Origin of the sequence: Streptomyces misionensis, from assembly GCF_900104815.1 — a bacterium.
GTDB classification, from domain to species: domain Bacteria; phylum Actinomycetota; class Actinomycetes; order Streptomycetales; family Streptomycetaceae; genus Streptomyces; species Streptomyces misionensis.
This window is the reverse complement of record NZ_FNTD01000004.1, coordinates 7,102,027-7,127,599: the sequence shown is the minus strand read 5'-3', so window position 1 is coordinate 7,127,599 and position 25,573 is coordinate 7,102,027. Positions and strand designations below refer to the sequence as shown.

At 72.8% G+C, this 25,573-nt stretch carries 21 protein-coding genes; 8 read left to right on the top strand and 13 right to left on the bottom strand.

Annotation, left to right across the window (positions count from 1 at the left end):
* Positions 1-7 precede the first annotated feature (7 nt).
* Genes dmpG through BLW85_RS33685 form a run of 3 tightly spaced genes read right to left on the bottom strand, consistent with a single transcriptional unit; the run spans position 8 to position 2,795 of the window.
* The gene (dmpG, locus tag BLW85_RS33695; RefSeq protein ID WP_074994976.1) at positions 8-1,033 is read right to left on the bottom strand and encodes a 4-hydroxy-2-oxovalerate aldolase; all 1,026 of its coding nucleotides are present in this window, start codon (positions 1,031-1,033) and stop codon (positions 8-10) included.
* Positions 1,033-1,977 carry an acetaldehyde dehydrogenase (acetylating) gene (locus BLW85_RS33690; protein ID WP_074994974.1) on the bottom strand — a complete coding sequence of 315 codons (945 nt, stop codon included), beginning with the start codon at positions 1,975-1,977 and terminating at the stop codon, positions 1,033-1,035. The genes dmpG and BLW85_RS33690 overlap by 1 nt, the downstream gene beginning before the upstream one ends.
* Positions 1,974-2,795 carry a 2-keto-4-pentenoate hydratase gene (locus BLW85_RS33685; RefSeq protein ID WP_070022594.1) on the bottom strand — a complete coding sequence of 274 codons (822 nt, stop codon included), beginning with the start codon at positions 2,793-2,795 and terminating at the stop codon, positions 1,974-1,976. Before BLW85_RS33685 ends, BLW85_RS33690 begins: the two co-directional genes overlap by 4 nt.
* A 70-nt stretch (positions 2,796-2,865) precedes the next feature.
* Here BLW85_RS33685 and BLW85_RS33680 point away from each other — a divergent pair, with 70 nt between their 5' ends.
* Positions 2,866-3,627 carry an IclR family transcriptional regulator gene (locus tag BLW85_RS33680; protein WP_070022595.1) on the top strand — a complete coding sequence of 254 codons (762 nt, stop codon included), beginning with the start codon at positions 2,866-2,868 and terminating at the stop codon, positions 3,625-3,627.
* Positions 3,628-3,760: 133 nt separating this feature from the next.
* Here the strand turns inward: BLW85_RS33680 and BLW85_RS33675 are convergent, their stop codons facing one another.
* Genes BLW85_RS33675 through BLW85_RS33665 form a run of 3 tightly spaced genes read right to left on the bottom strand, consistent with a single transcriptional unit; the run spans position 3,761 to position 7,129 of the window.
* Complete coding sequence (locus BLW85_RS33675; RefSeq protein ID WP_070022596.1) at positions 3,761-4,510, bottom strand: succinate dehydrogenase/fumarate reductase iron-sulfur subunit; 750 nt, start codon at positions 4,508-4,510, stop codon at positions 3,761-3,763.
* Positions 4,507-6,456: a fumarate reductase/succinate dehydrogenase flavoprotein subunit gene (locus BLW85_RS33670; protein ID WP_070022597.1), complete on the bottom strand. Its 1,950-nt coding sequence runs from the start codon at positions 6,454-6,456 to the stop codon at positions 4,507-4,509. The genes BLW85_RS33675 and BLW85_RS33670 overlap by 4 nt, the downstream gene beginning before the upstream one ends.
* Position 6,457: 1 nt before the next feature.
* The gene (locus tag BLW85_RS33665) at positions 6,458-7,129 is read right to left on the bottom strand and encodes a succinate dehydrogenase (RefSeq protein ID WP_070022598.1); all 672 of its coding nucleotides are present in this window, start codon (positions 7,127-7,129) and stop codon (positions 6,458-6,460) included.
* Between the two features lie 120 nt (positions 7,130-7,249).
* Here BLW85_RS33665 and BLW85_RS33660 point away from each other — a divergent pair, with 120 nt between their 5' ends.
* Complete coding sequence (locus BLW85_RS33660) at positions 7,250-8,134, top strand: LysR family transcriptional regulator (protein ID WP_074994972.1); 885 nt, start codon at positions 7,250-7,252, stop codon at positions 8,132-8,134.
* Between the two features lie 94 nt (positions 8,135-8,228).
* Here the strand turns inward: BLW85_RS33660 and BLW85_RS33655 are convergent, their stop codons facing one another.
* Together BLW85_RS33655 and BLW85_RS33650 are read right to left on the bottom strand one after the other, a co-directional pair.
* On the bottom strand, positions 8,229-10,370 hold the full coding sequence (locus BLW85_RS33655) for a putative bifunctional diguanylate cyclase/phosphodiesterase (RefSeq protein WP_070022600.1): 2,142 nt from the start codon (positions 10,368-10,370) through the stop codon (positions 8,229-8,231).
* Positions 10,367-11,179, bottom strand: coding sequence for an SAM-dependent methyltransferase (locus BLW85_RS33650; RefSeq protein WP_070022601.1), 813 nt, complete (start codon positions 11,177-11,179; stop codon positions 10,367-10,369). The genes BLW85_RS33655 and BLW85_RS33650 overlap by 4 nt, the downstream gene beginning before the upstream one ends.
* A 411-nt stretch (positions 11,180-11,590) precedes the next feature.
* On the opposite strand from BLW85_RS33650, the gene BLW85_RS38585 reads away from it, so the two are divergent.
* Complete coding sequence (locus BLW85_RS38585; protein ID WP_208624996.1) at positions 11,591-12,352, top strand: hypothetical protein; 762 nt, start codon at positions 11,591-11,593, stop codon at positions 12,350-12,352.
* 32 nt (positions 12,353-12,384) lie between these two features.
* Positions 12,385-13,149: a bestrophin-like domain gene (locus BLW85_RS33635; RefSeq protein ID WP_071828866.1), complete on the top strand. Its 765-nt coding sequence runs from the start codon at positions 12,385-12,387 to the stop codon at positions 13,147-13,149.
* A 75-nt stretch (positions 13,150-13,224) separates the two neighbouring features.
* Here BLW85_RS33635 and BLW85_RS33630 read toward each other — a convergent pair whose 3' ends face one another.
* Complete coding sequence (locus BLW85_RS33630) at positions 13,225-14,259, bottom strand: hypothetical protein (RefSeq protein WP_074994966.1); 1,035 nt, start codon at positions 14,257-14,259, stop codon at positions 13,225-13,227.
* A gap of 288 nt (positions 14,260-14,547) precedes the next feature.
* Here BLW85_RS33630 and BLW85_RS33625 point away from each other — a divergent pair, with 288 nt between their 5' ends.
* Positions 14,548-15,282: a class F sortase gene (locus tag BLW85_RS33625; protein WP_079172499.1), complete on the top strand. Its 735-nt coding sequence runs from the start codon at positions 14,548-14,550 to the stop codon at positions 15,280-15,282.
* 62 nt (positions 15,283-15,344) lie between these two features.
* Here BLW85_RS33625 and BLW85_RS33620 read toward each other — a convergent pair whose 3' ends face one another.
* Positions 15,345-16,184, bottom strand: a complete 840-nt coding sequence (locus BLW85_RS33620; RefSeq protein WP_070028459.1) for a polysaccharide deacetylase family protein — start codon at positions 16,182-16,184, stop codon at positions 15,345-15,347.
* Between the two features lie 409 nt (positions 16,185-16,593).
* Complete coding sequence (gene lysX, locus BLW85_RS33615) at positions 16,594-19,887, bottom strand: bifunctional lysylphosphatidylglycerol synthetase/lysine--tRNA ligase LysX (protein ID WP_074994961.1); 3,294 nt, start codon at positions 19,885-19,887, stop codon at positions 16,594-16,596.
* Positions 19,888-20,038: 151 nt separating this feature from the next.
* On the opposite strand from lysX, the gene BLW85_RS33610 reads away from it, so the two are divergent.
* Positions 20,039-20,509 carry a universal stress protein gene (locus BLW85_RS33610; RefSeq protein WP_070028457.1) on the top strand — a complete coding sequence of 157 codons (471 nt, stop codon included), beginning with the start codon at positions 20,039-20,041 and terminating at the stop codon, positions 20,507-20,509.
* Here the strand turns inward: BLW85_RS33610 and BLW85_RS33605 are convergent.
* The gene (locus tag BLW85_RS33605) at positions 20,445-21,713 is read right to left on the bottom strand and encodes an MFS transporter (RefSeq protein WP_079172498.1); all 1,269 of its coding nucleotides are present in this window, start codon (positions 21,711-21,713) and stop codon (positions 20,445-20,447) included. The genes BLW85_RS33610 and BLW85_RS33605 overlap by 65 nt on opposite strands.
* Positions 21,714-21,834: 121 nt before the next feature.
* On the opposite strand from BLW85_RS33605, the gene BLW85_RS33600 reads away from it, so the two are divergent.
* Positions 21,835-22,782, top strand: a complete 948-nt coding sequence (locus BLW85_RS33600; protein ID WP_070028455.1) for a LysR family transcriptional regulator — start codon at positions 21,835-21,837, stop codon at positions 22,780-22,782.
* Positions 22,783-22,833: 51 nt separating this feature from the next.
* A complete protein-coding gene (locus tag BLW85_RS33595; protein WP_070028453.1) occupies positions 22,834-24,255 on the top strand; it encodes an amino acid permease in 1,422 nt (473 codons plus the stop codon).
* Here the strand turns inward: BLW85_RS33595 and BLW85_RS33590 are convergent, their stop codons facing one another.
* The gene (locus BLW85_RS33590; RefSeq protein WP_074994958.1) at positions 24,256-25,407 is read right to left on the bottom strand and encodes a CapA family protein; all 1,152 of its coding nucleotides are present in this window, start codon (positions 25,405-25,407) and stop codon (positions 24,256-24,258) included.
* Positions 25,408-25,573 lie beyond the last annotated feature (166 nt).

Sequence of the window (25,573 nt, the reverse complement as noted above, 5' to 3'; positions counted from 1 at the left end):
GCTCCGCTCAGGCCGCCTGCTCCGCGCGTTCGGCGACCAGCGTGAGCGCCACGTCGACGATCATGTCCTCCTGGCCGCCCACGAGACGGCGCCGGCCGCACTCCACGAGGATGTCGCGGACATCGAGGCCGTAGCGCCCGGCGGCGGCCTCCGCGTGCCGCAGGAACGACGAGTAGACACCCGCGTAGCCCAGGGTGAGCGTCTCGCGGTCGACGCGCACCGGGCGGTCCTGGAGCGGCCGGACGATGTCGTCGGCGGCGTCCTGGAGCCGGAACAGGTCGCAGCCGTGCTCGAAGTCCGAGATGTTCGCGACCGCGATGAACGCCTCCAGCGGGCAGTTGCCCGCGCCCGCGCCGTGCCCGGCGAGCGACGCGTCGACGCGGCGCACCCCGTTCTCCACGGCGACGACCGAGTTGGCGACCGCCAGCGAGAGGTTCTCGTGGGCGTGGATACCGATCTCGGTGCCGGCGTCCAGCACGTCGCGGTAGGCCCGGACCCGGGCTGTCACGTCGTTCATGGTGAGCCGGCCGCCGGAGTCGGTGACGTAGACGCACTGCGCACCGTAGGACTCCATCAGCTTGGCCTGCCGGGCCAGTTCCTCCGGCGGGGCCATGTGGGACAGCATCAGGAAGCCGGACACGTCCATGCCCAGTTCCCGCGCGGCGGCGATGTGCTGGGCCGAGATGTCGGCCTCGGTGCAGTGCGTGGCGACGCGGACCGAGCGGACGCCCAGTTCGTGGGCGCGCCTCAGCTCGTGGATGGTGCCGACGCCGGGCAGCAGCAGGGTGGTGAGGCGGGCGCGCTCCAGCACGGAGGCCGCCGCCTCGATCCACTCCCAGTCCGTGTGGGAGCCGGGGCCGTAGTTGACCGAGCCGCCCGCGAGGCCGTCGCCGTGCGCGACCTCGATGGCGTCGACGCCGGCCCGGTCGAGCGCGGCGACGATGCGTTTGACGTCCTCCGGGGTGATCCGGTGCCGTACGGCGTGCATGCCGTCGCGCAGGGTCACGTCCTGGACGAAGATCGGGGTGCCCATCAGCGGCCCGCCTTCCGTGCTGCGATGCGTTCCGCGACCTGGAGGCCGGCGGAGGTCATGATGTCGAGGTTGCCGGCGTAGGCCGGGAGGTAGTGCGCGGCGCCCTCGACCTCGAGGAAGACCGACACCTGATGGGTGGGCAGGGCGGTGCCGTCGGCCAGGAGCGTGCCCACCGGCTGGTCGGCGGGTAGCTCGGCGATCTGCACCTGCTGCTTGAGCCGGTAGCCCGGGACGTACGCGGCGACGTCCGCGACCATCTTCTCCACCGACCGGCGGATCTCGTCGTGGGTCGCCGGGTCCGGCGCCGTCACCAGGCAGAAGACCGTGTCCCGCATCATCAGCGGCGGCTCGGCGGGGTTCAGGACGATGATCGCCTTGCCGCGGCGGGCACCGCCGACCCGCTCGATGGCGGCCGAGGTGGTCTCGGTGAACTCGTCGATGTTGGCCCGGGTGCCCGGACCGGCCGACCTCGACGCGATGGAGGCGACGATCTCGGCGTACGCCACCGGCACGACACGGCCGACCGCGGCGACGACCGGGATGGTGGCCTGGCCGCCGCAGGTGACCATGTTGACGTCGGGCGCGTCCAGGTGCTCTTCGAGGTTGACGGCGGGGACGACGTACGGGCCGATGGCGGCCGGCGTCAGGTCGATCAGCCGCTTGCCGAGGGGCAGCAGCCTGGCGGCGTTCGCCTCGTGGGCCTTGGCGGAGGTGGCGTCGAAGACGATCTCGATCTCGTCGAAGCCCGGCAGCGCGATCAGCCCGTCGACGCCCTCGTGGGTGACCGGCACGCCGAGCCGGGCGGCGCGGGCCAGTCCGTCCGAGGCCGGGTCGATGCCGGCCAGCGCGCCCATCTCCAGGTGCCGCGACCCTCGCAGCACCTTGATCATCAGGTCGGTGCCGATGTTGCCCGAGCCGATGACCGCGACCTTCGTCCTGTTCATGCTGCTCCCTCGCTGAAGCGGACCGTCACGGCGCCGAGGCCGGACAGGGTGGCGGTGACGGTGTCACCGGCGGCGACCGGGCGCATCGGGCCGAGGGCGCCGGAGAGGACGACCTGGCCGGCCCGCAGCGGCTCGCCGAGTTCGCGGGCGGTGCGGGCGAGCCAGACGACCGCCTCGACCGGGTCGCCGAGGCAGTCCGCGCCGGACCCGGTGGAGACCTCCTCGCCGTTGACGGTCATCGTCATGGCGACGGCCACCGGGTCGAACGCGTCGAGTGCGAGGCGCTGTTCGCCGAGCACGTACGCCCCCGCGGAGGCGTTGTCGGCGACGGTGTCGCCGAAGCTGATGTCCCACCCGGCGATCCGGCTGCCGCAGATCTCCAGCGCGGGCACGCCGTAAGCGAGGGCCGCGGCGACCTGCTCGCGGGTGAGCGGGCCGTCGGCCAGATCGGCGCCCAGCACGAAAGCGATCTCCGCCTCGGCCCTCGGCTGGAGGACCTCGCCGAACGGGACGGTGTCGCCGTCGGCGTACGCCATGTCGTCGAACAGGAACCCGAAGTCGGGCCGGTCGACGCCGAGCTGCCGCTGCACGGCCTCGGAGGTGAGACCGATCTTGCGGCCGACGACCGTCGCCCCGGCGGCGAGCCGCCGCTCGGTGAGCCGGTCCTGCACGGCGTACGCGGCGGTCAGGTCGTCCCGGCCGATCAGGTCGCGCACCGGCGCGCACGGCACGCCGGAGGCGAGGGCCTCGGCGATGCGCTCGGCCGCGGCCGCGATGTCGGAGGGGCTCGCGGTGGCGAGCCGATTGCTTTCGTTCACGTCTTCACTGTGCGGTCGGGCGAAGCCCCCGAACCAGCACTTCGTCTCGCTCAGCGATACGCTGGCGGACATGACCGAGACGGCCGACCTGAACACGGTGCTGGGCAAGGCGGTGACGATTCTGCGCGCCTTCCGGGCCGACGACCAGGCCGTGGGCCTCGCGGAACTGGTGCAGCGCACCGGCCTGCACAAGGCGACGGTGCACCGGCTCTGCGGTGAGCTGGTCGCCAACCGGCTGCTGGAGCGGACCGACGGCGGGTACCGGCTCAGCGGCGGCCTCTTCGAACTCGGCATGCTCGCGTCGCTGGAGCGCAGCCTCCTCGAAGTGGCGATGCCCTTCCTCCAGGACCTCTACGAGCGCACCCACGAGACCGTGCACCTCGGGCTGCGCGAGGGCCATGACGTGGTGTACGTCGCCAAGATCGGCGGACACCGCCAGGCCAGGGTGCCCTCGCGCACCGGCGGGCGGATGCCGCTGCACTGCACCGCGATCGGCAAGGCGCTGCTCGCGCACGCGGACGCGGACCTGCGGCGCGCGGTGCTCACCGGGCCGCTGGAGCGCCGTACCCCGCACACCGTGGTGGCGCCGGGCATCCTGCGCCGTCAGTTGCAGCGGGTGACGGAGACGGGGGTGGCGTTCGAGCGGGAGGAGTCCGCCGTGGGGCTGGTGTGCGTGGCCGCGCCCGTCCTCGGCCGCCGGGACGAGCCGCTGGCCGCGATCAGCGTGGCCGGGCCGGGCAGCCGGTTCCGCCCCGAGGCCCAGGCGACGGCGGTGCGCGCGGCGGCCGCGGCACTGGGCAGCACCCTGATCCGGCGCGACTTCCTGCGCTGAAGCACCGCCGGGCCCGCCGTGCCGGGACCGCCGCGGACATGCGAGACGGGGCCGGGGAGCACCGTCCCGGCCCCGCCCGTCCGCACGAAGCGCGAACGTCTGTGAGGTACTGCCGACCGCTTCCGCGGTGTGGCTAGCGCTTCCCGGCCTTGCGGGTCGCCCGCAGCCACTCCTTGTTCATGCCCGTGATGGACATCAGCGGGATGCCCTTGGGGCAGGCGGTCGCGCACTCCCCCGTCAGCGTGCAGCCGCCGAAGCCCTCCGCGTCCATCTGCGCCACCATGTCGAGCACCCGCGTCTCCCGCTCGGGCGCGCCCTGCGGCAGCACGTTGAGGTGGTTGATCTTCGCGGAGGTGAACAGCATCGCCGCGCCGTTGGGGCAGGCGGCCACACACGCCCCGCAGCCGATGCACTCGGCGTGCTCGAAGGCGAAGTCGGCGTCCGCCTTGGGCACCGGCGTGGCGTGGGCCTCCGGCGCGGAACCTGTGGGCGCGGTGATGTAGCCGCCGGCCTGGATGATCCGGTCGAAGGCGGAGCGGTCCACCACGAGGTCCTTGATCACCGGGAACGCGGCGGCCCGCCACGGCTCGATGTCGATGGTGTCGCCGTCCTTGAAGGACCGCATGTGCAGCTGGCAGGTGGTGGTCCGCTCGGGGCCGTGGGCGTCGCCGTTGATCACGAGGGAGCAGGCGCCGCAGATGCCCTCGCGGCAGTCGTGGTCGAAGGCGACCGGGTCCTCGCCGGAGAGGATGAGCTGTTCGTTGAGGACGTCCAGCATCTCCAGGAAGGACATGTCGGGCGAGATGCCGTCCACCTCGTAGGTGGACATCGTGCCGTCGGCGTCGGCGTTCTTCTGCCGCCAGACGCGCAGGGTGAGCTTCATGCGTAGCTCCGCTGAGTGGGGTGGACGTACTCGAAGACCAGGTCTTCCTTGTGCAGGACGGGAGCGGAGCCCGTACCGGCGAACTCCCAGGCGGCCGCGTACGCGAACTCGTCGTCCTTGCGGGCGGCTTCGCCGTCCGGGGTCTGGGACTCCTCGCGGAAGTGGCCGCCGCAGGACTCGGCGCGGTGCAGCGCGTCGAGGCACATCAGCTCGGCGAGTTCGAGGTAGTCGACGATGCGGTTGGCCTTCTCCAGCGACTGGTTGAACTCCTCGCCGGTGCCGGGGACCTTGATCCGCCGCCAGAACTCCTCGCGGATCTGCGGGATCCGCTCCAGGGCCTTGCGCAGCCCCTCCTCGGTGCGGGCCATGCCGCAGAACTCCCACATGAGTTCGCCGAGTTCGCGGTGGAAGGAGTCGGGGGTGCGGTCGCCGTCGACGGCCAGCAGCAGGTTCAGCCGGTCCTCGGTCTCCGCCAGCACCTCCTGCACCGCCGGGTGTTCGGTGGTGACCGGGTCCTGGTGCGGGTTGCGCGCCAGGTAGTCGTTGATGGTGGCCGGCAGCACGAAGTAGCCGTCGGCCAGGCCCTGCATCAGCGCGGAGGCACCGAGCCGGTTGGCGCCGTGGTCGGAGAAGTTGGCCTCGCCGACCGCGAACAGGCCCGGGATGGTGGTCTGGAGGTCGTAGTCGACCCACAGTCCGCCCATCGTGTAGTGCACGGCCGGGTAGATCCGCATCGGCACCTCGTACGGATCCTCGTCGGTGATCCGCTGGTACATGTCGAAGAGGTTGCCGTACTTGGCCTCCACGGCCTTGCGGCCCATGCGCTTGATCGCGTCGGCGAAGTCCAGGTAGACGCCCTGGCCGCCGGGTCCCACGCCCCTGCCCTCGTCGCAGACGTTCTTCGCGGCGCGGGAGGCGATGTCACGCGGCACCAGGTTGCCGAAGGAGGGGTAGATGCGCTCCAGGTAGTAGTCGCGCTCGTCCTCGGGGATCTGGTTCGGCGGGCGGTCGTCGCCCTTGGCCTTGGGCACCCAGATCCGGCCGTCGTTGCGCAGCGATTCGCTCATCAGGGTGAGCTTGGACTGGTGGTCGCCGGTGCGCGGGATGCACGTCGGGTGGATCTGGGTGAAGCAGGGGTTGGCGAAGTAGGCGCCGCGCCGGTGCGCCCGCCAGATCGCGGTCGCGTTGGAGTTCATCGCGTTGGTCGACAGGTAGAAGACGTTGCCGTAGCCGCCGGAGGCGAGGACGACCGCGTCCGCGAAGTAGGTGTCGATCCGGCCCGTGATCAGGTCCCGGGCCACGATGCCGCGGGCCCGTCCGTCCACGACGATCAGGTCCAGCATCTCGGTGCGCGGGTGCAGTTCCACGTTTCCCGCGGCGATCTGCCGGGACAGCGCCTGGTAGGCGCCGAGCAGCAGTTGCTGGCCCGTCTGGCCGCGGGCGTAGAAGGTGCGGGAGACCTGGACGCCGCCGAAGGAGCGGGTGTCGAGCAGGCCGCCGTACTCGCGGGCGAAGGGCACGCCCTGCGCCACGCACTGGTCGATGATCTCGACGGAGATCTGCGCGAGGCGGGCGACGTTGGACTCGCGGGCACGGAAGTCGCCGCCCTTGACGGTGTCGTAGAACAGCCGGTGGATCGAGTCGCCGTCGTTGCGGTAGTTCTTCGCCGCGTTGATGCCGCCCTGCGCCGCGATGGAGTGGGCACGGCGCGGGGAGTCCTGGTAGCAGAACTGGACGACGTGGTAGCCCTGTTCGGCCAGGGTGGCGCCCGCGGACCCGCCGGCGAGGCCGGTGCCGACCACGATGACGGTGTGCTTGCGCCGGTTGGCGGGGTTGACCAGCTTGGCCTGGAAGCGGCGGGTGTCCCAGCGCTCGTGGATCGGGCCGTCCGGGGCCTTGGTGTCGGCGATCGGTTCGCCGGTCCGGTAGTTCACGTAGTCGGTCATGTCAGCTCACCACTCCGGTCATCACGCCCACGGGCACGGCGATGAAGCCGACCGTGAGCAGCAGCGCGAGAACGTTGGCGACGGTCTTCAAGGCGCGGTCGCGGGCGCGGCTGCCGACGCCGAGGGTCTGCGCGGCGCTCCAGAAGCCGTGCCGGACGTGCAGGCCGAGCGCGAGCATCGCGACGATGTAGATCACGTTGCCGTACCAGGTGGAGAAGGTGTCCACGACGTTCTGGTACGGGTGGCCCGGCTGGAAGCCGCCGGAGTGCACGGTGCCGGTGGTCAGGTCGAGGATGTGCCACACGATGAACAGGCCGAGGATGATCCCGCCCCAGCGCATGGTGCGGGTGGCGTAGCTCGCCCGGGGCCTCGGGTGCACGTACTTGCTGGGCCGCGCCTTGATGTCGCGGCGGCTGAGCTGGTACGCGGAGGTGGCGTGGGCGACCACGGCGACGACGAGGACGACCCGGATGATCCAGAGCGTCCACTCGTAGTGCATGAAGGGTTCGCCGATGGTGCGCAGCCAGTGGGCGTAGTGGTTGAACTCGCCCGCCCCGAAGTAGATCTTCAGGTTTCCGATCATGTGCACCACCAGGTAGAGCAGCATGATCAGACCGCTGACGGCCATCACCGTCTTCTTGCCGACGGAGGAGTCCCACATCGTGCGTGCCATGGACGGCCGTCGGTCCGTCCGCGTTGCCAGAGCCATGGAACAGCACGCTAGGGCCGAAGGTCCCGATCGGTCCAAGACATGGTGCAGCTTGTTTCCATAGGACGGGGCTATCGTTGCTGTATGCAGCTCCAGCAGCTCCAGTATTTCGTGGCCGTCGCCGAGTCCCGGCACTTCACCCGCGCCGCCGAGCTGGTGCACGTGGCCCAGCCGTCGCTCTCCCAGCAGATCAAGGCCCTGGAGCGGGAACTGGGGGCGGATCTGTTCCTGCGCGCCCGGGGCAACATCACGCTCACCGACGCGGGCGAGGCGCTGCTGCCGCTGGCCCGGCGGATCCTGGCGGACGCGGACACCGCCCGGCACGAGGTGCAGGAACTGGTGCAGCTGCGGCGCGGGCGGGTGCGGCTCGGGGCGACGCCGAGCCTGTGCACGGGCCTGCTGCCGGATGTGCTGCGCGCCTTCCACGACCGCTACCCGGGCATCCGGCTGCTGATCGAGGAGGGCGGCTCGCACGACCTGGTGCGCGAGCTGGCCCGGGGCGCGCTCGACCTGGCGCTGATCGTGCTGCCGCTGCCGCCGTCCTCGCCCGCGCTGACCACCGAGGAGGTGCTGCGCGAGGACCTGGTGGTGGTCTCCTCGCCGGAGGCGCCGGCGCCCGGGCACGGCGGGCGGGTGGTGCGCATCGCCGATCTGGCGAGCGAGCGCCTGGTGATGTTCCGGCACGGCTACGACCTGCGGGAGCTGACCGTGGCGGCCTGCCGCGCCGAGGGCTTCGAGCCGGACTTCGCGGTGGAGGGCGGCGAGATGGACGCGGTGCTGGGGTTCGTCCGCGCGGGGCTCGGGGTGGCGGTCGTACCGCGGATGGTCGCGACCCGGGCGGGCCTGAGCCTGCGGGTCACCCCGCTGGCCCGCCCCGGCCTGCACCGGACCATCGCCCTGGCCCACCGCACGGACGTCGCCCCACCGCGGGCGGCGAGGGAGCTTCAGCGGATGCTCAGGCAGCGGTGAGGGCGCTCGGGCCCGGCGCCGGTGGGACCGGCCCGGCGCCGGCCACCGCCGCGCCGGCCGGCCCGGAACCGCTTTGCCCGGCGCCCGCGCTCCCTCACCCCGTGGCGTCCGCCAGGGCCAGGTCGTGCAGCCGTTCCGGCGGGCCCGGGCGGGCGTAGTACCAGCCCTGGGCGGTGTCGCAGCCCAGCACCCGCAGCTGTTCGGCCTGGGCCCCGGTCTCCACTCCCTCCACGGTGACCGCGAGGTCCAGGCTGTGGGCGAGGGTGACGATCCCCTCGACGATCTTCAGGTCCACGGGGTCGGCGGGGAACTGCTGCATGCCCTGGGTGAAGGAGCGGTCCAGTTTGAGGACGCTCACCGGGAGGCGGCGCAGGTTGGCCAGGTTCGAGTAGCCGGTGCCGAAGTCGTCCAGGGCGATGTCCACGCCCATCTCGGCGAGCCTGCGCAGCGGCTTGAGCAGGTCGTCGTCGGCGCCGATGAGCGCGGACTCGGTGACCTCCAGGCACAGGGCGTCGGGGGTGACGCCGGCGCGTTCGAGGATGTCCACCGTGTCCTGGACCAGCCCCGGGTGGCTGAGCTGGCACGGGGAAAGGTTGACGTTGATCCGCAGCGGCCCGGCGTCCTGGCAGCCGTGCCGCTCCTGCCAGGCGCGGGCCTGCCGGATCGACTCCTCCAGGACCCAGCGGCCGAGCGGCACGATCAGCCCGGTGTGCTCGGCGAGCGGGATGAACCGGTCCGGGCCGAGCACCCCGTGCTGCGGGTGCAGCCAGCGCACCAGTGCCTCGGCGCCGCGCACGCTGCCGTCGCCGAGGTGCACCAGCGGCTGGTACTCGATGAAGAACTCGCCGCGCTCCAGAGCGGTGGGCAGGGCCGTGGTCAGACCGTGCCGGGTGATGGCGCGGGCGTCGGCCTCCGGGTCGGCCAGCTCCGAGCGGTTGCCGCCCGCCGACTTGGCCCGGTACATGGTGATGTCCGCGCTGCGCAGCACCTCGGCGGCCGTGCGCTCGCCCGCCGGGCCCTCCACGATGCCCAGGCTGCCGCGCACCAGCAGGTCCCGGCCGTCGATGCTGATCGGGGTGACCAGCGCGTTCATGATGCGCTCTGCCAGTTCGTCCACGGTGCGTTCGGTGCCGGGGCCGGTGGTCAGCGCCACGAACTCGTCGCCGCCGAGCCGCGCGACCATCTCCCCGGGCGCGGTCGCGCAGGACTGCAACCGGTCGGCGACCTCCACCAGCAGCCGGTCGCCGGCCGCGTGCCCGAGGCTGTCGTTGATGGTCTTGAAGCCGTCCAGGTCGAGGTAGCACAGGCCGAAACGCTGGTCCTGGCCGGCCGCGAGGGCCTTCTCCAGCCGCTCGAAGAAGAGCGTGCGGTTGGGCAGGCCGGTGAGCGCGTCGTGCGTGGCCTCGTAGCGCAGCCGCAGGTTGAGCAGCCGGCGCTCGGTGGTGTCCTCCATGAGCGCGAGCTGGTACTGCGGCCTGCCGTCGGCGTCGCGCAGCAGGGAGACCGTCAGATTGGTCCACAGCACCGTGCCGTCGGGCCGGTTGAAGGCCTTCTCCAGGTGGTAGTGCTCGCGTTCGCCGCGGACCAGTTCGTCGTAGAGCCGCCAGGTCTGCGGGGCGTCGTCGGGGTGCGTCCAGTCCTGCACCCGGCGGCCGCACAGCGACTGCTGGGTGAGTCCGAACATGCGCAGCAGCGCCTCGTTGACCTGGAGGATGTGGCCGTCGAGGTCGGCGATGCCGATCCCTATGGCGGCGCCCTCGAAGACCGCGCGGAACCGGGCCTCGCTGGCGTGCAGCGCCTGTGCCACCACGCCCTGGGCGCGCAACGCGGCCTGGGCGATGGACTCTTGCTCGGCGAGGGTGCGGCGGCGCAGCGCGTGCGCGTAACCGGCGGCCATCGCGTGCTGCAACCGCGAGGAACGCATGCGCAGTTCGTCCTGGGGGCCGTCGCCGCCGCAGTAGAGCACCAGATAGGCGTCCACGCAGTCGAGGGTGCGCGAGAGTGCCTCGGGGTCGGTGCAGTGCGCCTCGACCAGGGCGGCGCCGACCGCCCTGGCGGCCTCCGCGTCGAAGCTGCGGGCGCGCAGCAGCTCGCTCAACCGGCGTGCGAGCGGCAGGAGTTGTCCCTCGAACTCGGCGCGGGTGAGCGACGTGGAGGTGACGGGGTACAGCGCCCGGCTCCAGATCGTCGTCAGCCTGCGCAGTCTGTCCTCCGGCCCGTCCGGCTCCGCGCTCACGCCGTACGCCCCACGCCGGCGTATCCGGAGAAGGCGAACGGGTCCTCGTCCTCCGGCGCCGATTCCGGGCGCCACAGCGGCAGCGTCACCAGTCCGGGTTCCACCATGTCGTACCCCTCGAAGAACCGCGCGATCTCGTCGCGCGAGCGCATGATCAGCGGGTTGCGAATGTCCTTGTATACGTCCACCGCACCCTCGGCCCGCTCCGCGGACACGGGGATTCCCTCGTACGAGGCATGGGTGAGGATCAGCATGCTGCCGGGCGCGAGCGCGTCGCGCAGCTCGGCCACCGCACCGTAGGGGTCGTCCGCGTCTTCCACGAAGTGCAGTATGGCAACGAGGAGGAGGGCCACTGGCCGGTTCAGGTCGATCAGCCGCCGCACCTCGGGGCTGTCGAGGATCTCCTGCGGCTTGCGCAGGTCGGCGGCGGCCACCCCCGCGTCGTCGTTGCCCGCGAGCACGGCCTCGCTGTGCGCGACGGCCACCGGGTCGTGGTCGACGTAGACGACCCGGGCGCCGGGGACGGCGGACTGGGCTATCTCGTGGACGTTGCCGTACGTCGGTATGCCGGAGCCGATGTCGAGGAACTGGGTGATGCCCTCCTGGGCGGCGAACCGCACGGCCCGGCGCAGGAAGGCCCGGTTGGCCTGCATGGTCTTCGGCAGGCCGGGCATGAACTCCATGGCCCTGCGGGCGGCCTCCCGGTCGACCTCGAAGTTGTGCGAACCGCCCAGGTAGTAGTCGTAGATGCGCGAGACGCTCGGCACCGAGATGTCGATGCTGCGTGGGGCCCAGGCGGGACGCTCCATTATCTCTCCAAGGCGGGACGAAGGCGTAGGCGATCCGGTGTTCGAGCTGAGGCTACTGATCGCCCGCCAAAGGAGCGACCCGAACCGGAAATTGACCATCCGTTCCCGGTCACTGCCTGCGGCAAGTGCCTGGGCGACCCCGCTGAGTGATGTTCCAGCCAAGGCTCCGGTCACCCCTCGTCCACCGCACACCATCGGGACGGGTGACGCCCTCCGGCTCCTTCCGCTTGACGCACCGACGCCGGCCGCGTGCGAACGAACGCTCGTCCCGGGGATGCGAATTCGGCCATATCGGACTGATCCGATCGTCAAACCACTGATCGTGTTTATCCCTCCTTCGGGCTAATACCGCCGCACTCCCGGATACGGCCGCTCCCCAGCCCCCATGATCTTGGCGTGCATGGACTGAACGTGACCCGACGCGCGTCCGCCTCAAGGGCGTTGGCCCTGCTGGCGCTGACCTGCGCCCTGACGGGCTGCCCGGTCGGCAGCGCGTCGGCCGATGTCTGCGCGTACACCTCCACGGGCCCGGGCGGCACGGTGGCGGTGGCCACCGCGGGCGATGTCTCCGCGTCCTTCGCGAACGGCACCGCCACGGTCTCCGCGGGCGGCACCTCGGTGACCTCGGCGAACGGCGCTCCGGCGGGCCCCGCGAGCGGCGGCCCGGCGATGCCGTCGGGCGGCGCCTCGGTGGCGTCGGCGGGCGGTGGGCCGGCGGTCTTCGTGGGCGGCGGTCACCCCTGGCCACCGCCGTGGCACCACCATCCCTGGCCGCCGCCCTGGCACTGCCCACCGCCGCCCCCGCCGCCGTGCCCGCCGACGCCGACGCCGACTCCGACACCCACCCCGACGCCGACACCCACCCCCACTCCACCGAAGCCGACCCCGACACCCACGCCCCGGCCCAAGCCGAAGCCCCGGCCGTCCGCCCCGGCACCCCGGCCGAAGCCCACCCCCACTCCCCCGCCCGCCCCGGCGGCGCCCAGGCCCGCACCGGCCCCGAAGCCGTCGCCGACCCCCACCCCACGCCCGACGGTGACCCCGGTGAGCTACCCGGCGTACCACCCACATCCGGCCAGCCGGCCCGCGGCGGGCCACACCCGGCCCGTCACCTACGTCCTGCTCATCGCTCTGCCCGCGATCGTCGCCGTCGCGGCCCTCCGCCCGCGCTGACCTGCCGGGCCGCTCACCTCTGGAGGTATCCCTTGTCGGATTGGCTTGTTCTCGTCCTCGGGATGCTGGGGGCCTGTGCCGTGGTGGTCGCCGTGACGCTCGTACGGCACAAGCGGGCACCCCAGGACGAGGACCCCAACGAGACGCCGGACGTCATCGAGTACATGACCATGTGGATCGGTGTCGTCTACGCGATCGTCCTGGGCCTGGCCATCGCGGGCGTGTGGGAGGCCCGCAGCTCCGCCCAGGACTACGCGCAGTCCGAGGCACAGGCCCTGCACGAGATCTCGGAGCGGGTCCGCGTCTATCCCCCGGCCGTGCGTGACCACATCCGGGCCGATGTCAACACCTATGTCAGCTATGTCGTGCACACCGAGTGGTCGACGATGACCCGCCACGAGCGCGTCACCGACCGCGGTGCCACGCTGCTGCAGAAGGTCCGTCAGGACGTCACCGACTACCGGCCCGCGAACGACTTCGAGGCGCAGGCCTACCAGCCGCTGCTGGACCAGATGACCGCCGCCGACCAGGCGCGCAACGAGCGGGCCGACTCCACCGGGGCCACCATGCCGGCCGTGGTGTGGTGGGGGCTGCTCACCGGGGCGGTGATCACCGTCGGCATGGTGTTCGCGCTCCAGATCCGGCGTACCAAAAGGGAGTTGGTGCTGGCCGGGCTGTTCTCCGCGACCATCGCCTTCATGCTCTTCCTCATCTGGGACCTCGACGCCCCCTACAGCCGGGGCATCGCCGTGACCGCCGAACCGTTCCTGAACCTGTTCCCCGGCATCAAGGGCTGACCGGCCCGACGGGGAGGAACCCGGACCGGCGGCCCGCGCACGGTGGCCGCCGGTCCGGGAGTTCTCGGGAGTGCGTCAGGCGCGCCGCTCGCCCCTGCGGCGCAGCCAGTAGACGCCACCGCCGACCACGGCCACGCCGACCAGCGCGCCGCCGATGGCCATGTCGGCGGTCGTCGCACCGCTGGTCCGGCTGCCGCCGAGGCCGCCGTTGACGCCGCCGATCACGGTGAAGGCCCGAGGACGGGTCTGGGTGTGGCGCTCGCAGCGGACGGTGATGTCGTACCGGCCGGGGCGGGCGTCGCGGTTGACGTAGACGACACCCCGTGAGGTGTCGTCGCGGAACGGTGTCAGCGGGGCGGTGCGGAAGGCCCGGGAGGCCATCTGACCGCCCCGGCAGCCGTGCACGGTGACGGTGAGCCGGCCGCCGGCGGCGACCACACCGGGGGTGACGACGATGTCGCGCAGGCCGTTGTCGCCGCCGGGACGGTTGCCGAAGTCGCCGCCGAGGCCGTTGTCGCCGGGACCGCCGAACTCGTCGCCCCGCCCGTTCCCGCGACCCCGCTCGCCGTTGCCGAACTCGTCGCCCCTGCCGTTGCTGCTGATCCGGCCGTTGCCGCTGATGGTGCCGTTGAAGTGACCCTCGAAGCGGCCGTTGCCGCTGAAGCCGCCGTTTCCGTTGAAGTTGCCGTTGCCTCCGCCCGGAAAGTTGCCGCCCCCGCCGCCACCGCCGAAGTTCCCGTTGCCGTTCCCGAAGTTGCCCCCGCCGCCACCGCCCCCGCCGCCTCCACCGATGCCCCCACCGCCGCCTCCGCCGATACCGCCACCCCCGCCGCCGACGCCTCCGCCACCCCCGCCGATGCCCCCGCCGCCTCCGCCACCACCTCCGCCTCCGAAGTTCCCTCCCCCGCCCACGATGTTGCCGCCCCCGCCCACGACGTTCCCGTTCCCGAAGTTGCCGACGCCGGTGCCCGGGCCGACGATGGTCCCCGTGCCCGTGCCTCCCGTGGTGCCGCCCCCGTTGCCCATGCCGTCCGCGACGGCCACGGGGGCGGCGAGCCCGAGCACGGCGGCAGCGGTGCACGCGGCCGCCAGGGCGCGTTGGTTTCGCATGTGATCCTCCGCGGAAGGCACCCCGGGGCCCGTCCCCGGTCGATCGGCGAGAAAGCGCCTCCCGCATAGACCCTCGGGCGCGCGGAACACGCCCGCATGTCGAGAATGGTCCGTCCTGGTGATCCGACACACCGCACGACAAGCTGACAATCGGATATAGCCGCAGGTCACGGACCGTCAGAAAATTCCTGGGAACGGCAACTCGGATGGCGCACCACGAGGCACAGGTGCCACCCGTTCGCCACTCGGCCCGTCGCGGGCCGCGTGCGCGGCACTTAGCTTTTTCCCATGCGCATCGCACGGGACCAGCGACGGTCGGAGAGGGAATGGCACGGGCCCGCGCCCCGGCCGTCCCCGCCCGCCCGGTACGCCGAGGAGGAAGAGGAGGAGGAACGCCGTCGGCGGCGCGCCCCCTGGGGCGTGATGGCGCTGCTGCTGCTCTCCGGTCTGGCGCTCCTGCGCAACGGTTCGGGCGAGTTCGACGTGGGCCCGCCGCAGCCCGCCTCCGCGGCGGCCCCGGACACCCGCGCCCCGGGGACCCCGGCGCCCACCGGTCTCGTCCCGCTGGGGTTCTCCGCGGTCGACCGGGTGCGGATCCCGGCGATCAACGTGGACGCGCCGGTCACCCCCGTCGGCCTGGACGCGAGCGGCGCGGTGAGCGCACCGCCGCCCGACGACCCGGACCTCGCGGGCTGGTTCACCGGCGCGGTCTCCCCCGGCGAGAAGGGCACCGCGGTCGTCGTCGGCCACGTCGACAACAAGCAGGGCCCCGCCGTCTTCTACGGCCTGGGCGCCCTGCGCAAGGGGAACCGCGTCGACGTCCTGCGCAAGGACGGACGGACCGCGGTGTTCGAGGTCTACGGCGTCGAGGTGTTCTCCAAGAGCAACTTCCCCGGCGACCGGGTGTACGGCTCGAAGGGCGCCCCGGAGCTGCGCGTCATCACCTGCGGCGGCGACTTCTCCAAGCAGGACGGCTACGAGGGCAATGTCGTCGTCTTCGCCCGCCTGGTCGCGGTCGCCTGAACCACCGCGGCCCGGCGGGCGTCGGCCCTTCGGCCAATCCTTCTGCGCGCGCCGGGAGTTGGTCACAGGCGTCTGTGGGGCACCGTGAGGTGGTACCCCTGGTCGAGCAGATAGGGCAGCCACTCCTGGATGGCCTCGACGGTCTGCGAGCGGTCGCCCCCGGCGTCGTGCGAGAGGATGACCACGCCGGGCGCGGCGCCGCCCTCCACCCGCTCGATGATGGTGTCGGTGCCGGGCGTGTCCCAGTCGGTGGTGTCGACGGTCCAGGCCATCGGTTCCATGCCCATCTCGGCGCCGAGCTGGAACGCGGCCCGGTTCCAGGCGCCGTAGGGGGCGCGGAACCACTGCGGGCGCTCGCCGTAGGCGTCCTCGATGATGTCGCTGGTGCGCGCCATCTCCGACTCGATCTCCGCGCGGTCGAGGGTGGTCAGCAGCGGATGGGTCCAGGTGTGGTTGCCGACGACATGGCCCTCCTCGGCCATCCGGGCCACCAGGTGCTTGTTGTCCTCGACGCACTCGCCGCACACGAAGAACATCGCCCGCACGTCGTGCTTGGCGAGGATGTCCAGGATGTGCGGGGTGTAGTCGGGGTTGGGGCCGTCGTCGAAGGTCAGCATCATCTGCCGGCCGCGTGCGGAGATCTCGAAGATGGGCTCCGTGCGCACCTTCAGCTTGCGCGGCGCGGAGCGCGGCGGGCCGTCGCCGGTCAGCGGCCGGAGGCGGAAGGCCGAGGACTTCAGGGGTGCCTGACGGGCCTGGGGGCCGGGGACGGGCGCGGGGGCCGCGGTCCGGACGGCCTCCTCGTCGCCCGCCACGACGAGTCCCGCGGTGCCGGCCGCGCCGAGGGCGGCGGCGGAGGCGAGGAGCAAGCGGCGGCGTGTGAACAGCTGATCCTTCTGCATGACTCATCAGTCGCCCCCGGAGCGGTCGCCGCACCGCAACGGCACGGTGTGCGGGCGGTATTCCACCCGGTCGGACCAGCACCGGTACCCCGGTGGCACCCGTCGGGGCCTTCCGCCGTCCCTCCGCCGGCTGGGACTACGGCAACCGACAGGGAAACGAACGGAGTTGACGCCCGCGGTGATCACGCGGCGGTGGGGCCGACCGGACCGGCCCCGCACGCCGGGCCGCCGAGCGTGTGCTTCGTGGTCGTCGCCGCTCGGCGTGTCGCGGTACCGGGCATCGTCACGGCCGTACTCGGGAGCGGTCCGCCGCCGTGACCGGCTCGGCCGCCTACGGGTGCGTCCCGGCACACGGCGTCCATGACCGTTTCCGGCCGGGCCTGGCGCTGCCGGGCCCGGTCCCGGGGACTCAGCGGCGGCGCACCAGCGGGAACGGCAGGGTCTCCCGGATCGTCAGGCCGGTGAGGCACATGACGAGCCGGTCGACACCGAGGCCGAGGCCGCCGGTCGGGGGCATCGCGTAGTCGAGCGCCTGGAGGAAGTCCTCGTCCAGTTCCATGGCCTCGGCATCCCCGCCGGCCGCCCGCAGCGACTGCTCGGCGAGCCGTCGGCGCTGCTCCACGGGATCGGTCAACTCAGAGTAGGCGGTGGCGAGTTCGACTCCGAAGGCGACGAGGTCCCAGCGTTCGGCGAGCCGGGGGTCGGTGCGGTGCTGCCGGGTGAGCGGGGAGACGGCGACGGGGAAGTCCTTGTAGAAGGTGGGCAGTCGGGTGTGCTCCTCGACCAGCCGCTCGTACATCTCCAGGACGATGTCGGCGGGTTGGTCGTCGGCGGTGTACGGCACCCCGGTGCGGTCGCACAGCCGGTGCAGCCGCAGCAGCTCGGTGCCGGGACCCATCTCCTCGCCGAGGACCTCGGAGAGGGCGCCGTACACGGTCTTCACCGGCCACCGCCCGGACAGGTCGTGCTCCTCGCCGTCCCTGCGGGCCACCGGGGCGCCGAAGGCGGCGGTCGCCGCGCCCTGCACCAGTTCGCGGACGAGGTCGAGCATCACGTCGTAGTCGGCGTACGCCTGGTAGGCCTCCAGCATCGTGAACTCGGGGTTGTGCTTGGGCGAGACGCCCTCGTTGCGGAAGGTGCGGCCCAGTTCGAAGACCTTCTCCAGACCGCCGACGCACAGCCGCTTGAGGTACAGCTCGGGGGCGATGCGCAGATACAGGTCGAGGTCGTAGGCGTTGCTGTGGGTGGTGAAGGGCCGGGCGTTGGCGCCGCCGTGGATCTGTTGCAGCACCGGGGTCTCGACCTCGGTGAAGCCCCGCTCCAGCAGGCCCTGGCGCAGGGCGCCCACGGCGGCGGAGCGGGCGCGCAGCACGGCACGGGCGTCGGGCCTGGTGATCAGGTCGAGGTGGCGCCGGCGGACCCTGGCCTCGGGGTCGGTCAGGCCCCGGTGTTTGCCGGGCAGCGGGCGCAGGCACTTGCCGGTGAGCTGCCAGGAGGTGGCGAAGACGGTGGGCTCGCCCCGGTCGCTGAGGCCGCTGTGCCCGGTGACGCTGATGTGGTCGCCGATGTCGGTGTCGGCGGTGAAGCGGTCGAGGGCGGCGCCGGACCGGTCGCGGGTGAGGGCGATCTGGTGATCGCCGGACCAGTCGCGCAGCACGGCGAAGACGATGCCGCCGAAGTCGCGGACCAGCATGACGCGGCCGGCGACGGTGACCTGCGGGCCGGGTTCGCCGGGGCGGCCGGGCGGGACGTCGGCGAGGGCGTGGGTGGGGGCGCGGACGCCGACGGGGTAGGGGTCGGTGCCGGCCTTGCGCAGCCGGTCCAGTGTGCGGCGCCGGACGCGGATCTGGTCGGGCAGGCCCGCGCCCGGGGCGGCAGGCCCGGCCGCTCCCTGCCTCTCGGTGCCGGACGCCGCGGCGGGCCGGGGGCGTTGGGGAGCGGGGCGTGGCCCGGTGCCGCGGTGCCCCCTTCCCCACAGGGTGCGCAGCGACGGTACGGGGACGAAGCCCTCGGCGATCCCGGAGGCCAGGCCGATGCGGGCGAGGGAGGCGGTCTCGCCGTAGCAGATGAACCGCGGGTACCACTCGGGGCGGTACTTGGCGTTGGAGCGGTACAGCGCCTCCAGCTGCCACCAGCGGGAGAAGAAGAGCAGCAGCCGACGCCAGAGCCGCAGGACGGGCCCGGCGCCGATGCGGGCGCCCTCCTCGAACACGGAGCGGAAGACGGCGAAGTTCAGCGAGATCCGGCGGATGCCCGCCTTGGGCGCGGCGGCGCACAGTTCGCTGACCATGAACTCCATCACGCCGTTGGGTGCGGTCCGGTCGCGGCGCATCACGTCCAGGGAGACGCCGTCCGCTCCCCAGGGCACGAAGGAGAGCAGGGCGAGCAGCCGGCCGTCCTCGCCGCATGCCTCCACCAGCAGGCAGTCGCCGTCGGCGGGGTCGCCGAGCCGGTCCAGGGCCATGGAGAAGCCGCGCTCGGTCTCGGTGTCGCGCCAGGCGTCGGCCTTGTCGACGATCTCCTCCATCTCCCGTTCGCCGAGCTGGGCGTGGCGGCGGATGCGGCAGGTCACGCCGGTGCGGCGGACCCGGTGCACGGCCTGCCGGGTGACGCGCATGTCCCGGCCGCCGAGGTCGAAGCCGGCCACGTGCACGATCGCCTCGTCGCCGAGCTGGAGGGCGCCGAGCCCGGCGCGGGCGAAGGCGCGGGCGCCGTCCTCGGAGGCGCCCATCACGGCGGGGGCCCAGGCGTAGCGGCGGGCCAGGTCCAGCCAGGCGGCGATGGCGTGCGGCCAGGCCTCCGGGTCGCCGACCGGGTCGCCGCTGGCGAGGCACACACCGGCCTCGACGCGGTACGTGACGGCGGCCTTGCCGCTGGGCGAGAAGACGACGGCCTTGTCGCGGCGGGTGGCGAAGTAGCCGAGGGAGTCGCGTTCGCCGTACGCCTTGAGCAGGGCGCGGATGCGGGCCTCCTCGTCGCCGTGCAGGGCGGCCTCCAGGCGCTGGGAACGGAACAGCGTGGCGGCGGCGTTGAGCAGCGCGAGCGCGCCGAGCAGGCCGAGCACGAAGGTGACCTCGCGGGGCGGGCGCCCGGCGAAGGAGCTGCTGGAGACCAGACCGCCGCAGACCCGGTCGGCGGCCCACGCCAGGTGCTGGCCGGCCGGCAGGGTGCCCGGGAACAGCAGGACGAGCCCCCAGCCGAGCAGGATGGCCACCGCGAGGCCGCCGAGCAGCACGCCGAGCGCCCGCCACACCGCGCCGCGCCGGGAGGCGGCGTAGAACTCGCTTCTGGCCGCGATCAGCAGGAGCAGCAGCAGGCCGCACAGGACGAGGGAGGGCAGTGACTGGGCGTACAGGCCGAGCGCGACGCCGAGCGCGTCGGTGAGCACGACCAGGCCGAGATAGACGACGACCAGCCACCAGGCGACCTTCTTGCGGGCGGCGGTGGCGCCGGCCAGCAGGAACAGGAAGACGGCGTAGGCGAGGTTGGCGCTGATCGGCACCAGCAGCAGGTCGATGCCCCGGACGAGCGGGCGCAGCAGCAGCCGCAGCGGTTCGATCAGCGCGATCGCCGCGCACAGCGCGCCGAGCCCGGCGAACAGGCCGGCGAAGGCCTTCGGTACCCGGCCGAGGCGTCCCCCGCCGGGCGAGCGCGTCGGCGCCGCACCGGTCCTGCGCGCGGCGGGCTCCGCGGTGGCGGTCATGCCTCCGACTGTAGGAAGGGGGCGGGGGACGCGCGCGCTGGGCGGGCCGGTGCGTGCGGTGGGCGCCGTCCGGGGTGGTGGCTGCGGTGGGTGGCGAAGGCCCGCCGCCCCGCGAGGCAGTGGGAAGTAAAGGTTCCGATAATCTCAAGATGTGACGGAGCAGCACGAGCAGCATGCGCACCAGTTCGAGCGGGGCACGGACGGCCCGAAGGTCGTCCTCGTCGGGGTGGACGGTTCCGACTCGTCCATGCGTGCCGCGGCGTACGCCGGCGGTCTCGCCCGGCGCCAGCACGCGCTGCTGGCCGTGGTGTACGTGCAGCCGGTGCTGGCGGCCGGGGCGGCCCTCGGTGCCCCGGTGCTGGAGACCGCCAACGAGATCGCCGAGGACCTGGTGACGCAGATCCGGGAGGCGGCCGAGCGGGTCCGGGGGATATTCGAGGTGCGCTGGGAGTTCCACACCTACCGCGGCGACCCCTACACCGGCCTGGTGGCGGCGGCCGAGGAGCTGAAGGCGGACGCGGTGGTGGTGGGCGCCTCCGAGCAGGCCGGGCACCGGATCATCGGGTCGGTGGCGGTGCGGCTGGTGAAGGCGGGACGGTGGCCGGTGACGGTCGTTCCGTGACCGCCGCCACGCGGCGCCCCGGCACCAGCGGCCACAGCAGCAGCGGGGTGGCGAGCATCAGCACCCCGGCGAGACCCAGCGCGGTGCGCGCCCCGACGACGGCGGCCACCAGCCCCCACAGCGCGGTGATCGCGGCGGTGCAGGCCTTGCCGGTGACGGACCAGGCGGCCAGCATGCGGGCCACCCGGTCGTTCGGGGTCAGCTCCAGGCGCTCGGTGACGACGAGCGGGTTGAAGATGCCGCAGCACAGGATCAGCCCGGCCTCCACGACCATCACCACGAGCAGCCCGGCCGCGCCGGGCCCGACGAACGCGAGCCCGATGGGCCAGCAGGCGCGCAGCACACCGGAGGCGAGCAGCACCCGGCGCCTGCCGTACCGGGTGGCCAGCGGGCGGGCCACCCGCGAGCCGAGCAGTCCGCCGAGGCAGGGCACGGCGAAGGCGAGCCCGTACTGCCAGGGGGCGAAGCCGAGGTGGCCCAGCATGAGCACCGACAGGACCGGCGAGCCGGCCATGATCAGGGCGTTGCCCAGGAGCACGTTGAAGAACAACGGGCGCAGGGCGCGGCTGGTGAGCAGGTGCCGCCAGCCGTCGAGGAGTTCGCCGGCGCGGGGCGCGGCGGTGCGCTCGGGCACGGTCTCGCCGCGGCCGATGGCGCGGATGCCGAGGGCGGACAGCAGATAGCTGACGGCGTCCGCGGCCACGGTGGTCACCGGTCCCAGCAGACCGGCGAGGGCGCCGCCGAGCGGGGGACCGAGCACGCTGGCGGTCCAGGTGGTGGACTCGAACCGGCCGGCCGCGGTGAGCAGGCCGTCGGACGGCACCAGCGCCTTGAGGTGGGCGCCGGAGGCGGCAGTGAAGGTGATGTCGGCCGCCGCGACGATCACGGAGACCACCAGGAGCTGCCCGAAGCCGAGCACGCCGAACGCGTAGGCGGCGGGCAGGGTGAGCAGCGCGGCCCCGCGCACCAGGTCGGCCGTGATCATCACGGGCCGCTTGCGCCGGAACTCGATCCAGGGGCCGAGCGGTACGGCGGCCACCGCGCCGACGGCCACCCCGGCCGAGGCGAGCAGCGACACCTGGGCGGAACCCGCGTGCAGCACGAGAACCGCGATCAACGCGAACGCGTCGAACGCGAGCCAGGTGCCGAAGGTACTGACCGAATACGCCGCCCACAGCCACCCGAACTGCCGACCCAGCCTCATCCACAACCTCCCGTTGACCCGGCATATGAAAGCCAGCAGGTGGCCTGCGGTTCAAACAACCGGCACGACGACGGCCACAACCGTTGGTTGTACATCAGCACCCGGTGGCTACGATGGCCGGGTGGACCTCAAGGCCGTGCGCACCTTCGTCACCGTGGTGGACAGCGGACAGTTCCAGGAGGCGTCCGCCGTCCTCGGCATCACCCAGCAGGCCGTCTCCAAGCGGATCGCGGCGCTGGAGAAGGAGCTGGGGGTGCGGCTGTTCCGCCGGACCGCGCGCGGGGCGGAGCCGACCATCGACGGGCAGGCGTTCCTGCCGCACGCCCGTGAGCTGCTGCTGGCCGAGGAGCGGGCCGCCGCCTCGGTACGGCCGGGCCGGCGGGCGCTGCGCGTGGACGTGGTCGGGGCCCGGCTCGGCCCGGCGGGCCTGCTGCGCGACTTCCACCGGACGCACCCGGAGACGGCCCTGGACGTGGTGACCCTGTTCGACGCGGACACGGCCGTCGCCGCCGTGCGCGCGGGCACCATCGACGCGACGTTCCGCGCCGTCGGCCCCCGGCTGCCCGAGGGCCTGCGGGCGGCGCGCGTCTACGACGAGGCCGTGCAGCTGCTGACCGGTCCCGCGCATCCCCTCGCCGGGGCCCGCTCGGTGCGGCCGGCGGAGCTGGCCGGGCACCGGATCTGGATGCCGGGCCTGGTGGCCGGCACCGAGTGGGCCGCCTACTACGAGGCGCTGGCCGCCGAGTTCGGGCTGACCATCGACTCGGTGGGCCCCGACTTCGGCTCGGAGGCGCTGCTCGACACGGTCGCGGACTCCGCCACGCTCGCCACCCTCGTCGCCGAGGGCATCCGGCTGGTCTGGCCCGCCGGGCACGATCTGCGGCGGATCCCGCTCACCGATCCCACCCCGGTCTACCCGCACTCCCTGGTGTGGAGCGCGGCCAACGCGCACCCGGGCCTGGCCGTGCTGCGCGCCCACCTCGCCGCCCGGCCCGCGAGCCGCCCGCCCTCGCGCCCGTGGACCCCCGCCTGGGCCGTGCGTGGCTCCTTCCCTGCGGCGCGCCCCTGAGCCATCATGAACCCGCGTCAGCCGTTTGCCGTCGGCGAAGAGGTGAGGCGCATGGCCAAGCTCCGGGCGGGTGAGGGGATTCTCCGCCGCAAACCCATCGAGCACATCGAGGAGACCGAGGCCGGCCAGGGGCCCCGGCTGGAACGGTCGCTCGGGCTGTGGCAGCTCACGGCGATCGGCGTCGGCGGCATCATCGGTGCCGGTATCTTCACGCTCGCCGGCACGGTGGCCAACGGCACGGCCGGTCCCGCGGTGCTGGTGTCCTTCCTGATCGCGGGCGCGGCGAGCGCGTGCGCGGCGCTGTCCTACGCCGAGTTCGCGGGGCTGATCCCGAAGGCGGGCTCGGCCTACACCTACGGCTACGCGGTGCTCGGCGAGTTCGCGGGCTGGTTCATCGGCTGGGACCTGCTGCTGGAGTACACGGCGATCGTCGCGGTCGTCGCGATCGGCATCTCGGGTTACTTCGGCTTCCTCGTCGAACAGATGGGGGCGAAGCTGCCGCACTGGATGATGGGCGCGCCCGGCACCGGCTCCGGACACCGGGTGGACCTGTTCGCGGTGGTGCTCTGCCTGCTGATCGCCTGGCTGCTCAACCTCGGCATCCGCAGCGCGGCTCGCTTCGAGACGCTGGTGGTCGCGGTGAAGGTGCTGGTGGTGCTGCTGGTGATCGGGGTGGGCTTCTTCCACATCGACACGGCGAACTACCACCCGTTCTTCCCCTACGGCGTCGGCGGCGCCTTCACGGGCGCGGCGACGGTGTTCTTCGCGGTGTTCGGGTACGACGCCATGTCGACGGCGGCCGAGGAGTCCAAGGACGCGCAGCGGCACATGCCGAAGGCGATCATCTACTCGCTGGTGATCGCGATGGTGCTGTACGTGGCGGCCTGCCTGGTGCTGACGGGCATGCAGGACTACCGGCACATCGACAAGGAGAGCGGGTTCTCCACGGCGTTCAAGTCGGTGGGCCTGAACGGGCTCGCGGACGTGATCGCGGTGGGCGCCATCATCGGCATCCTCACGGTGATGTTCACCTTCATGCTGGGGGTGACCCGGGTGTGGTTCTCCATGTCCCGGGACGGTCTGCTGCCCAAGTGGTTCGCCAAGACGCACCCGACGCGGCACGTGCCGACCCGGGTGACCTGGATCGTCGGGGCGGCCTCGGCGCTGATCGCCGGGTTCCTGCCGATCGGCGAGGCGGCCGAGCTGACCAACATCGGCATCCTGCTGGCGTTCGTGGTGGTCTGCACGGCGGTGATCGTGCTGCGCTACCGGCGGCCCGACCTGCCCCGCACCTTCCGCACCCCGGCGGTGCCGTTCGTGCCCGCGCTGGGCGTGCTCTTCTCGCTCTGGCTGATCACGTTCCTCCAGTGGCAGACGTGGGTGCGGTTCGCGGTGTGGTTCCTGATCGGCTGCGCGGTCTACTTCGGCTACTCGTACAAGCGTTCCGCGCTGGCCGAGCGGCGGCCCGAGTGATCACTCCCCCATCACCAGGCCGTCCTTGGCGGCGCCCCGGCTGAGCACCACCTCCCGGATGCGGTCGCGCACCCCGGCGAGGTCGGCGCCACCCTCGACGGCCCGGCCGACGTCGACCACGCGGCCGGCGTCGAGGTCGTACAGCTGGGGGACGAACTCGGCCCGCGTGACCTGCCAGCGGCCGCCCGGCCGGGCGGGCGGGGCGAAGGTGAAGCGGGCGAGGGTGGACTCGTCGGCGCGCGGGTCGCGGGCGCCGTGGGCGTCGTCCGGTCGCCCGGAGATCTGGTCGCCCAGACCGTAGACCACCCAGGTGCCGTTGACCTTCTCGTACGGCTGCGGGACGTGGGTGTGGCTGCCGAGGATCAGGTCGATGTCGGGGCGGCCGCCGTCCGCCGAGGCGGTGAGCCGGCGGGCGAGGTCGGTCTGCGCCGCGGTCGGGGCGTCGTCGCGGTCGGTGCCCCAGTGCAGGGAGAGGACGACCACGTCGGCGCCGGCCCGGCGGGCGGCGCGGGCGTCGGCGGTGATCCGGCCGACGTCGATCGGCCGGAGCGCCCAGGGCTGCCCGTCGGGCAGCGGCCGCTCGGTGTCGAAGGTGTACGACAGCTGCGCGACCTCGGCGGATCCGGCCCGGTGGAGCGACACATAGCGGGCCTCGTCCGCGCTGCGGGCGGTGCCCGCGTGGTCCAGGCCCGCCTCGTCCAGGGCGCCCAGGGTGCGCCGGACACCCTCGGCGCCGTCGTCCAGGGCGTGCTCGGAGGCGGTGGCGCAGCCGTCGTACCCGGTCTGGGCGAGGTCCCGGGCGAGCTGCGGCGGGGACAGCGGGGCGGCGTCGCCGTAGCCGTTCTCCAGGTGACACAGTGCCAGGTCGGCGCCGCTGACCAGGGGTTCGACGTCGGCGAACATGGGCCGGAAGTCGTAGCCGCCGGAGCCCGCGCCGGCGGATGCCTCGGCGTCGTAGGAGGCGCGGTCCAGGACGGCTGCGTCCGTCAGGACGTCACCGGTGGCGACCAGGGTGAAGCCGCGGGCGGCGGCGGGCGGCCCGGGCGCGCCCTCGCGGGCGGCGGAATCATGGCGGACGTGGTCGGCACAGGCGGCCGCGGTCGCGAGGACGGCGGTCAGGGCCAGCGCAACCTGGTGTCTGCGTCCGATCATCAGCTCACACCTCGGGATCTACGTCAGTACGTCAGCACGTCGATATGTCAGTGCGCATGTCGTATTTACCGACATTGCCGTGACGGGCCCGTGGGGAGGAAGCCGACTCTCCGTCCGAACGGTACGGGTCCTCTCATTGACCCATCCGGTGGGACTGTGAAGACAC

What these genes read in the sequence shown, in the direction of transcription:
- dmpG (WP_074994976.1), bottom strand. Translation starts at nt 1,033, where the DNA reads ATGGGCACCCCGATCTTCGTCCAGGACGTGACCCTGCGCGACGGCATG.
- BLW85_RS33690 (WP_074994974.1), bottom strand. Translation starts at nt 1,977, where the DNA reads ATGAACAGGACGAAGGTCGCGGTCATCGGCTCGGGCAACATCGGCACC.
- BLW85_RS33680 (WP_070022595.1), top strand. Translation starts at nt 2,866, where the DNA reads ATGACCGAGACGGCCGACCTGAACACGGTGCTGGGCAAGGCGGTGACG.
- BLW85_RS33675 (WP_070022596.1), bottom strand. Translation starts at nt 4,510, where the DNA reads ATGAAGCTCACCCTGCGCGTCTGGCGGCAGAAGAACGCCGACGCCGAC.
- BLW85_RS33670 (WP_070022597.1), bottom strand. Translation starts at nt 6,456, where the DNA reads ATGACCGACTACGTGAACTACCGGACCGGCGAACCGATCGCCGACACC.
- BLW85_RS33665 (WP_070022598.1), bottom strand. Translation starts at nt 7,129, where the DNA reads ATGGCACGCACGATGTGGGACTCCTCCGTCGGCAAGAAGACGGTGATG.
- BLW85_RS33660 (WP_074994972.1), top strand. Translation starts at nt 7,250, where the DNA reads ATGCAGCTCCAGCAGCTCCAGTATTTCGTGGCCGTCGCCGAGTCCCGG.
- BLW85_RS33650 (WP_070022601.1), bottom strand. Translation starts at nt 11,179, where the DNA reads ATGGAGCGTCCCGCCTGGGCCCCACGCAGCATCGACATCTCGGTGCCG.
- BLW85_RS33630 (WP_074994966.1), bottom strand. Translation starts at nt 14,259, where the DNA reads ATGCGAAACCAACGCGCCCTGGCGGCCGCGTGCACCGCTGCCGCCGTG.
- BLW85_RS33625 (WP_079172499.1), top strand. Translation starts at nt 14,548, where the DNA reads ATGCGCATCGCACGGGACCAGCGACGGTCGGAGAGGGAATGGCACGGG.
- BLW85_RS33620 (WP_070028459.1), bottom strand. Translation starts at nt 16,184, where the DNA reads ATGCAGAAGGATCAGCTGTTCACACGCCGCCGCTTGCTCCTCGCCTCC.
- lysX (WP_074994961.1), bottom strand. Translation starts at nt 19,887, where the DNA reads ATGACCGCCACCGCGGAGCCCGCCGCGCGCAGGACCGGTGCGGCGCCG.
- BLW85_RS33605 (WP_079172498.1), bottom strand. Translation starts at nt 21,713, where the DNA reads ATGAGGCTGGGTCGGCAGTTCGGGTGGCTGTGGGCGGCGTATTCGGTC.
- BLW85_RS33595 (WP_070028453.1), top strand. Translation starts at nt 22,834, where the DNA reads ATGGCCAAGCTCCGGGCGGGTGAGGGGATTCTCCGCCGCAAACCCATC.
- BLW85_RS33590 (WP_074994958.1), bottom strand. Translation starts at nt 25,407, where the DNA reads ATGATCGGACGCAGACACCAGGTTGCGCTGGCCCTGACCGCCGTCCTC.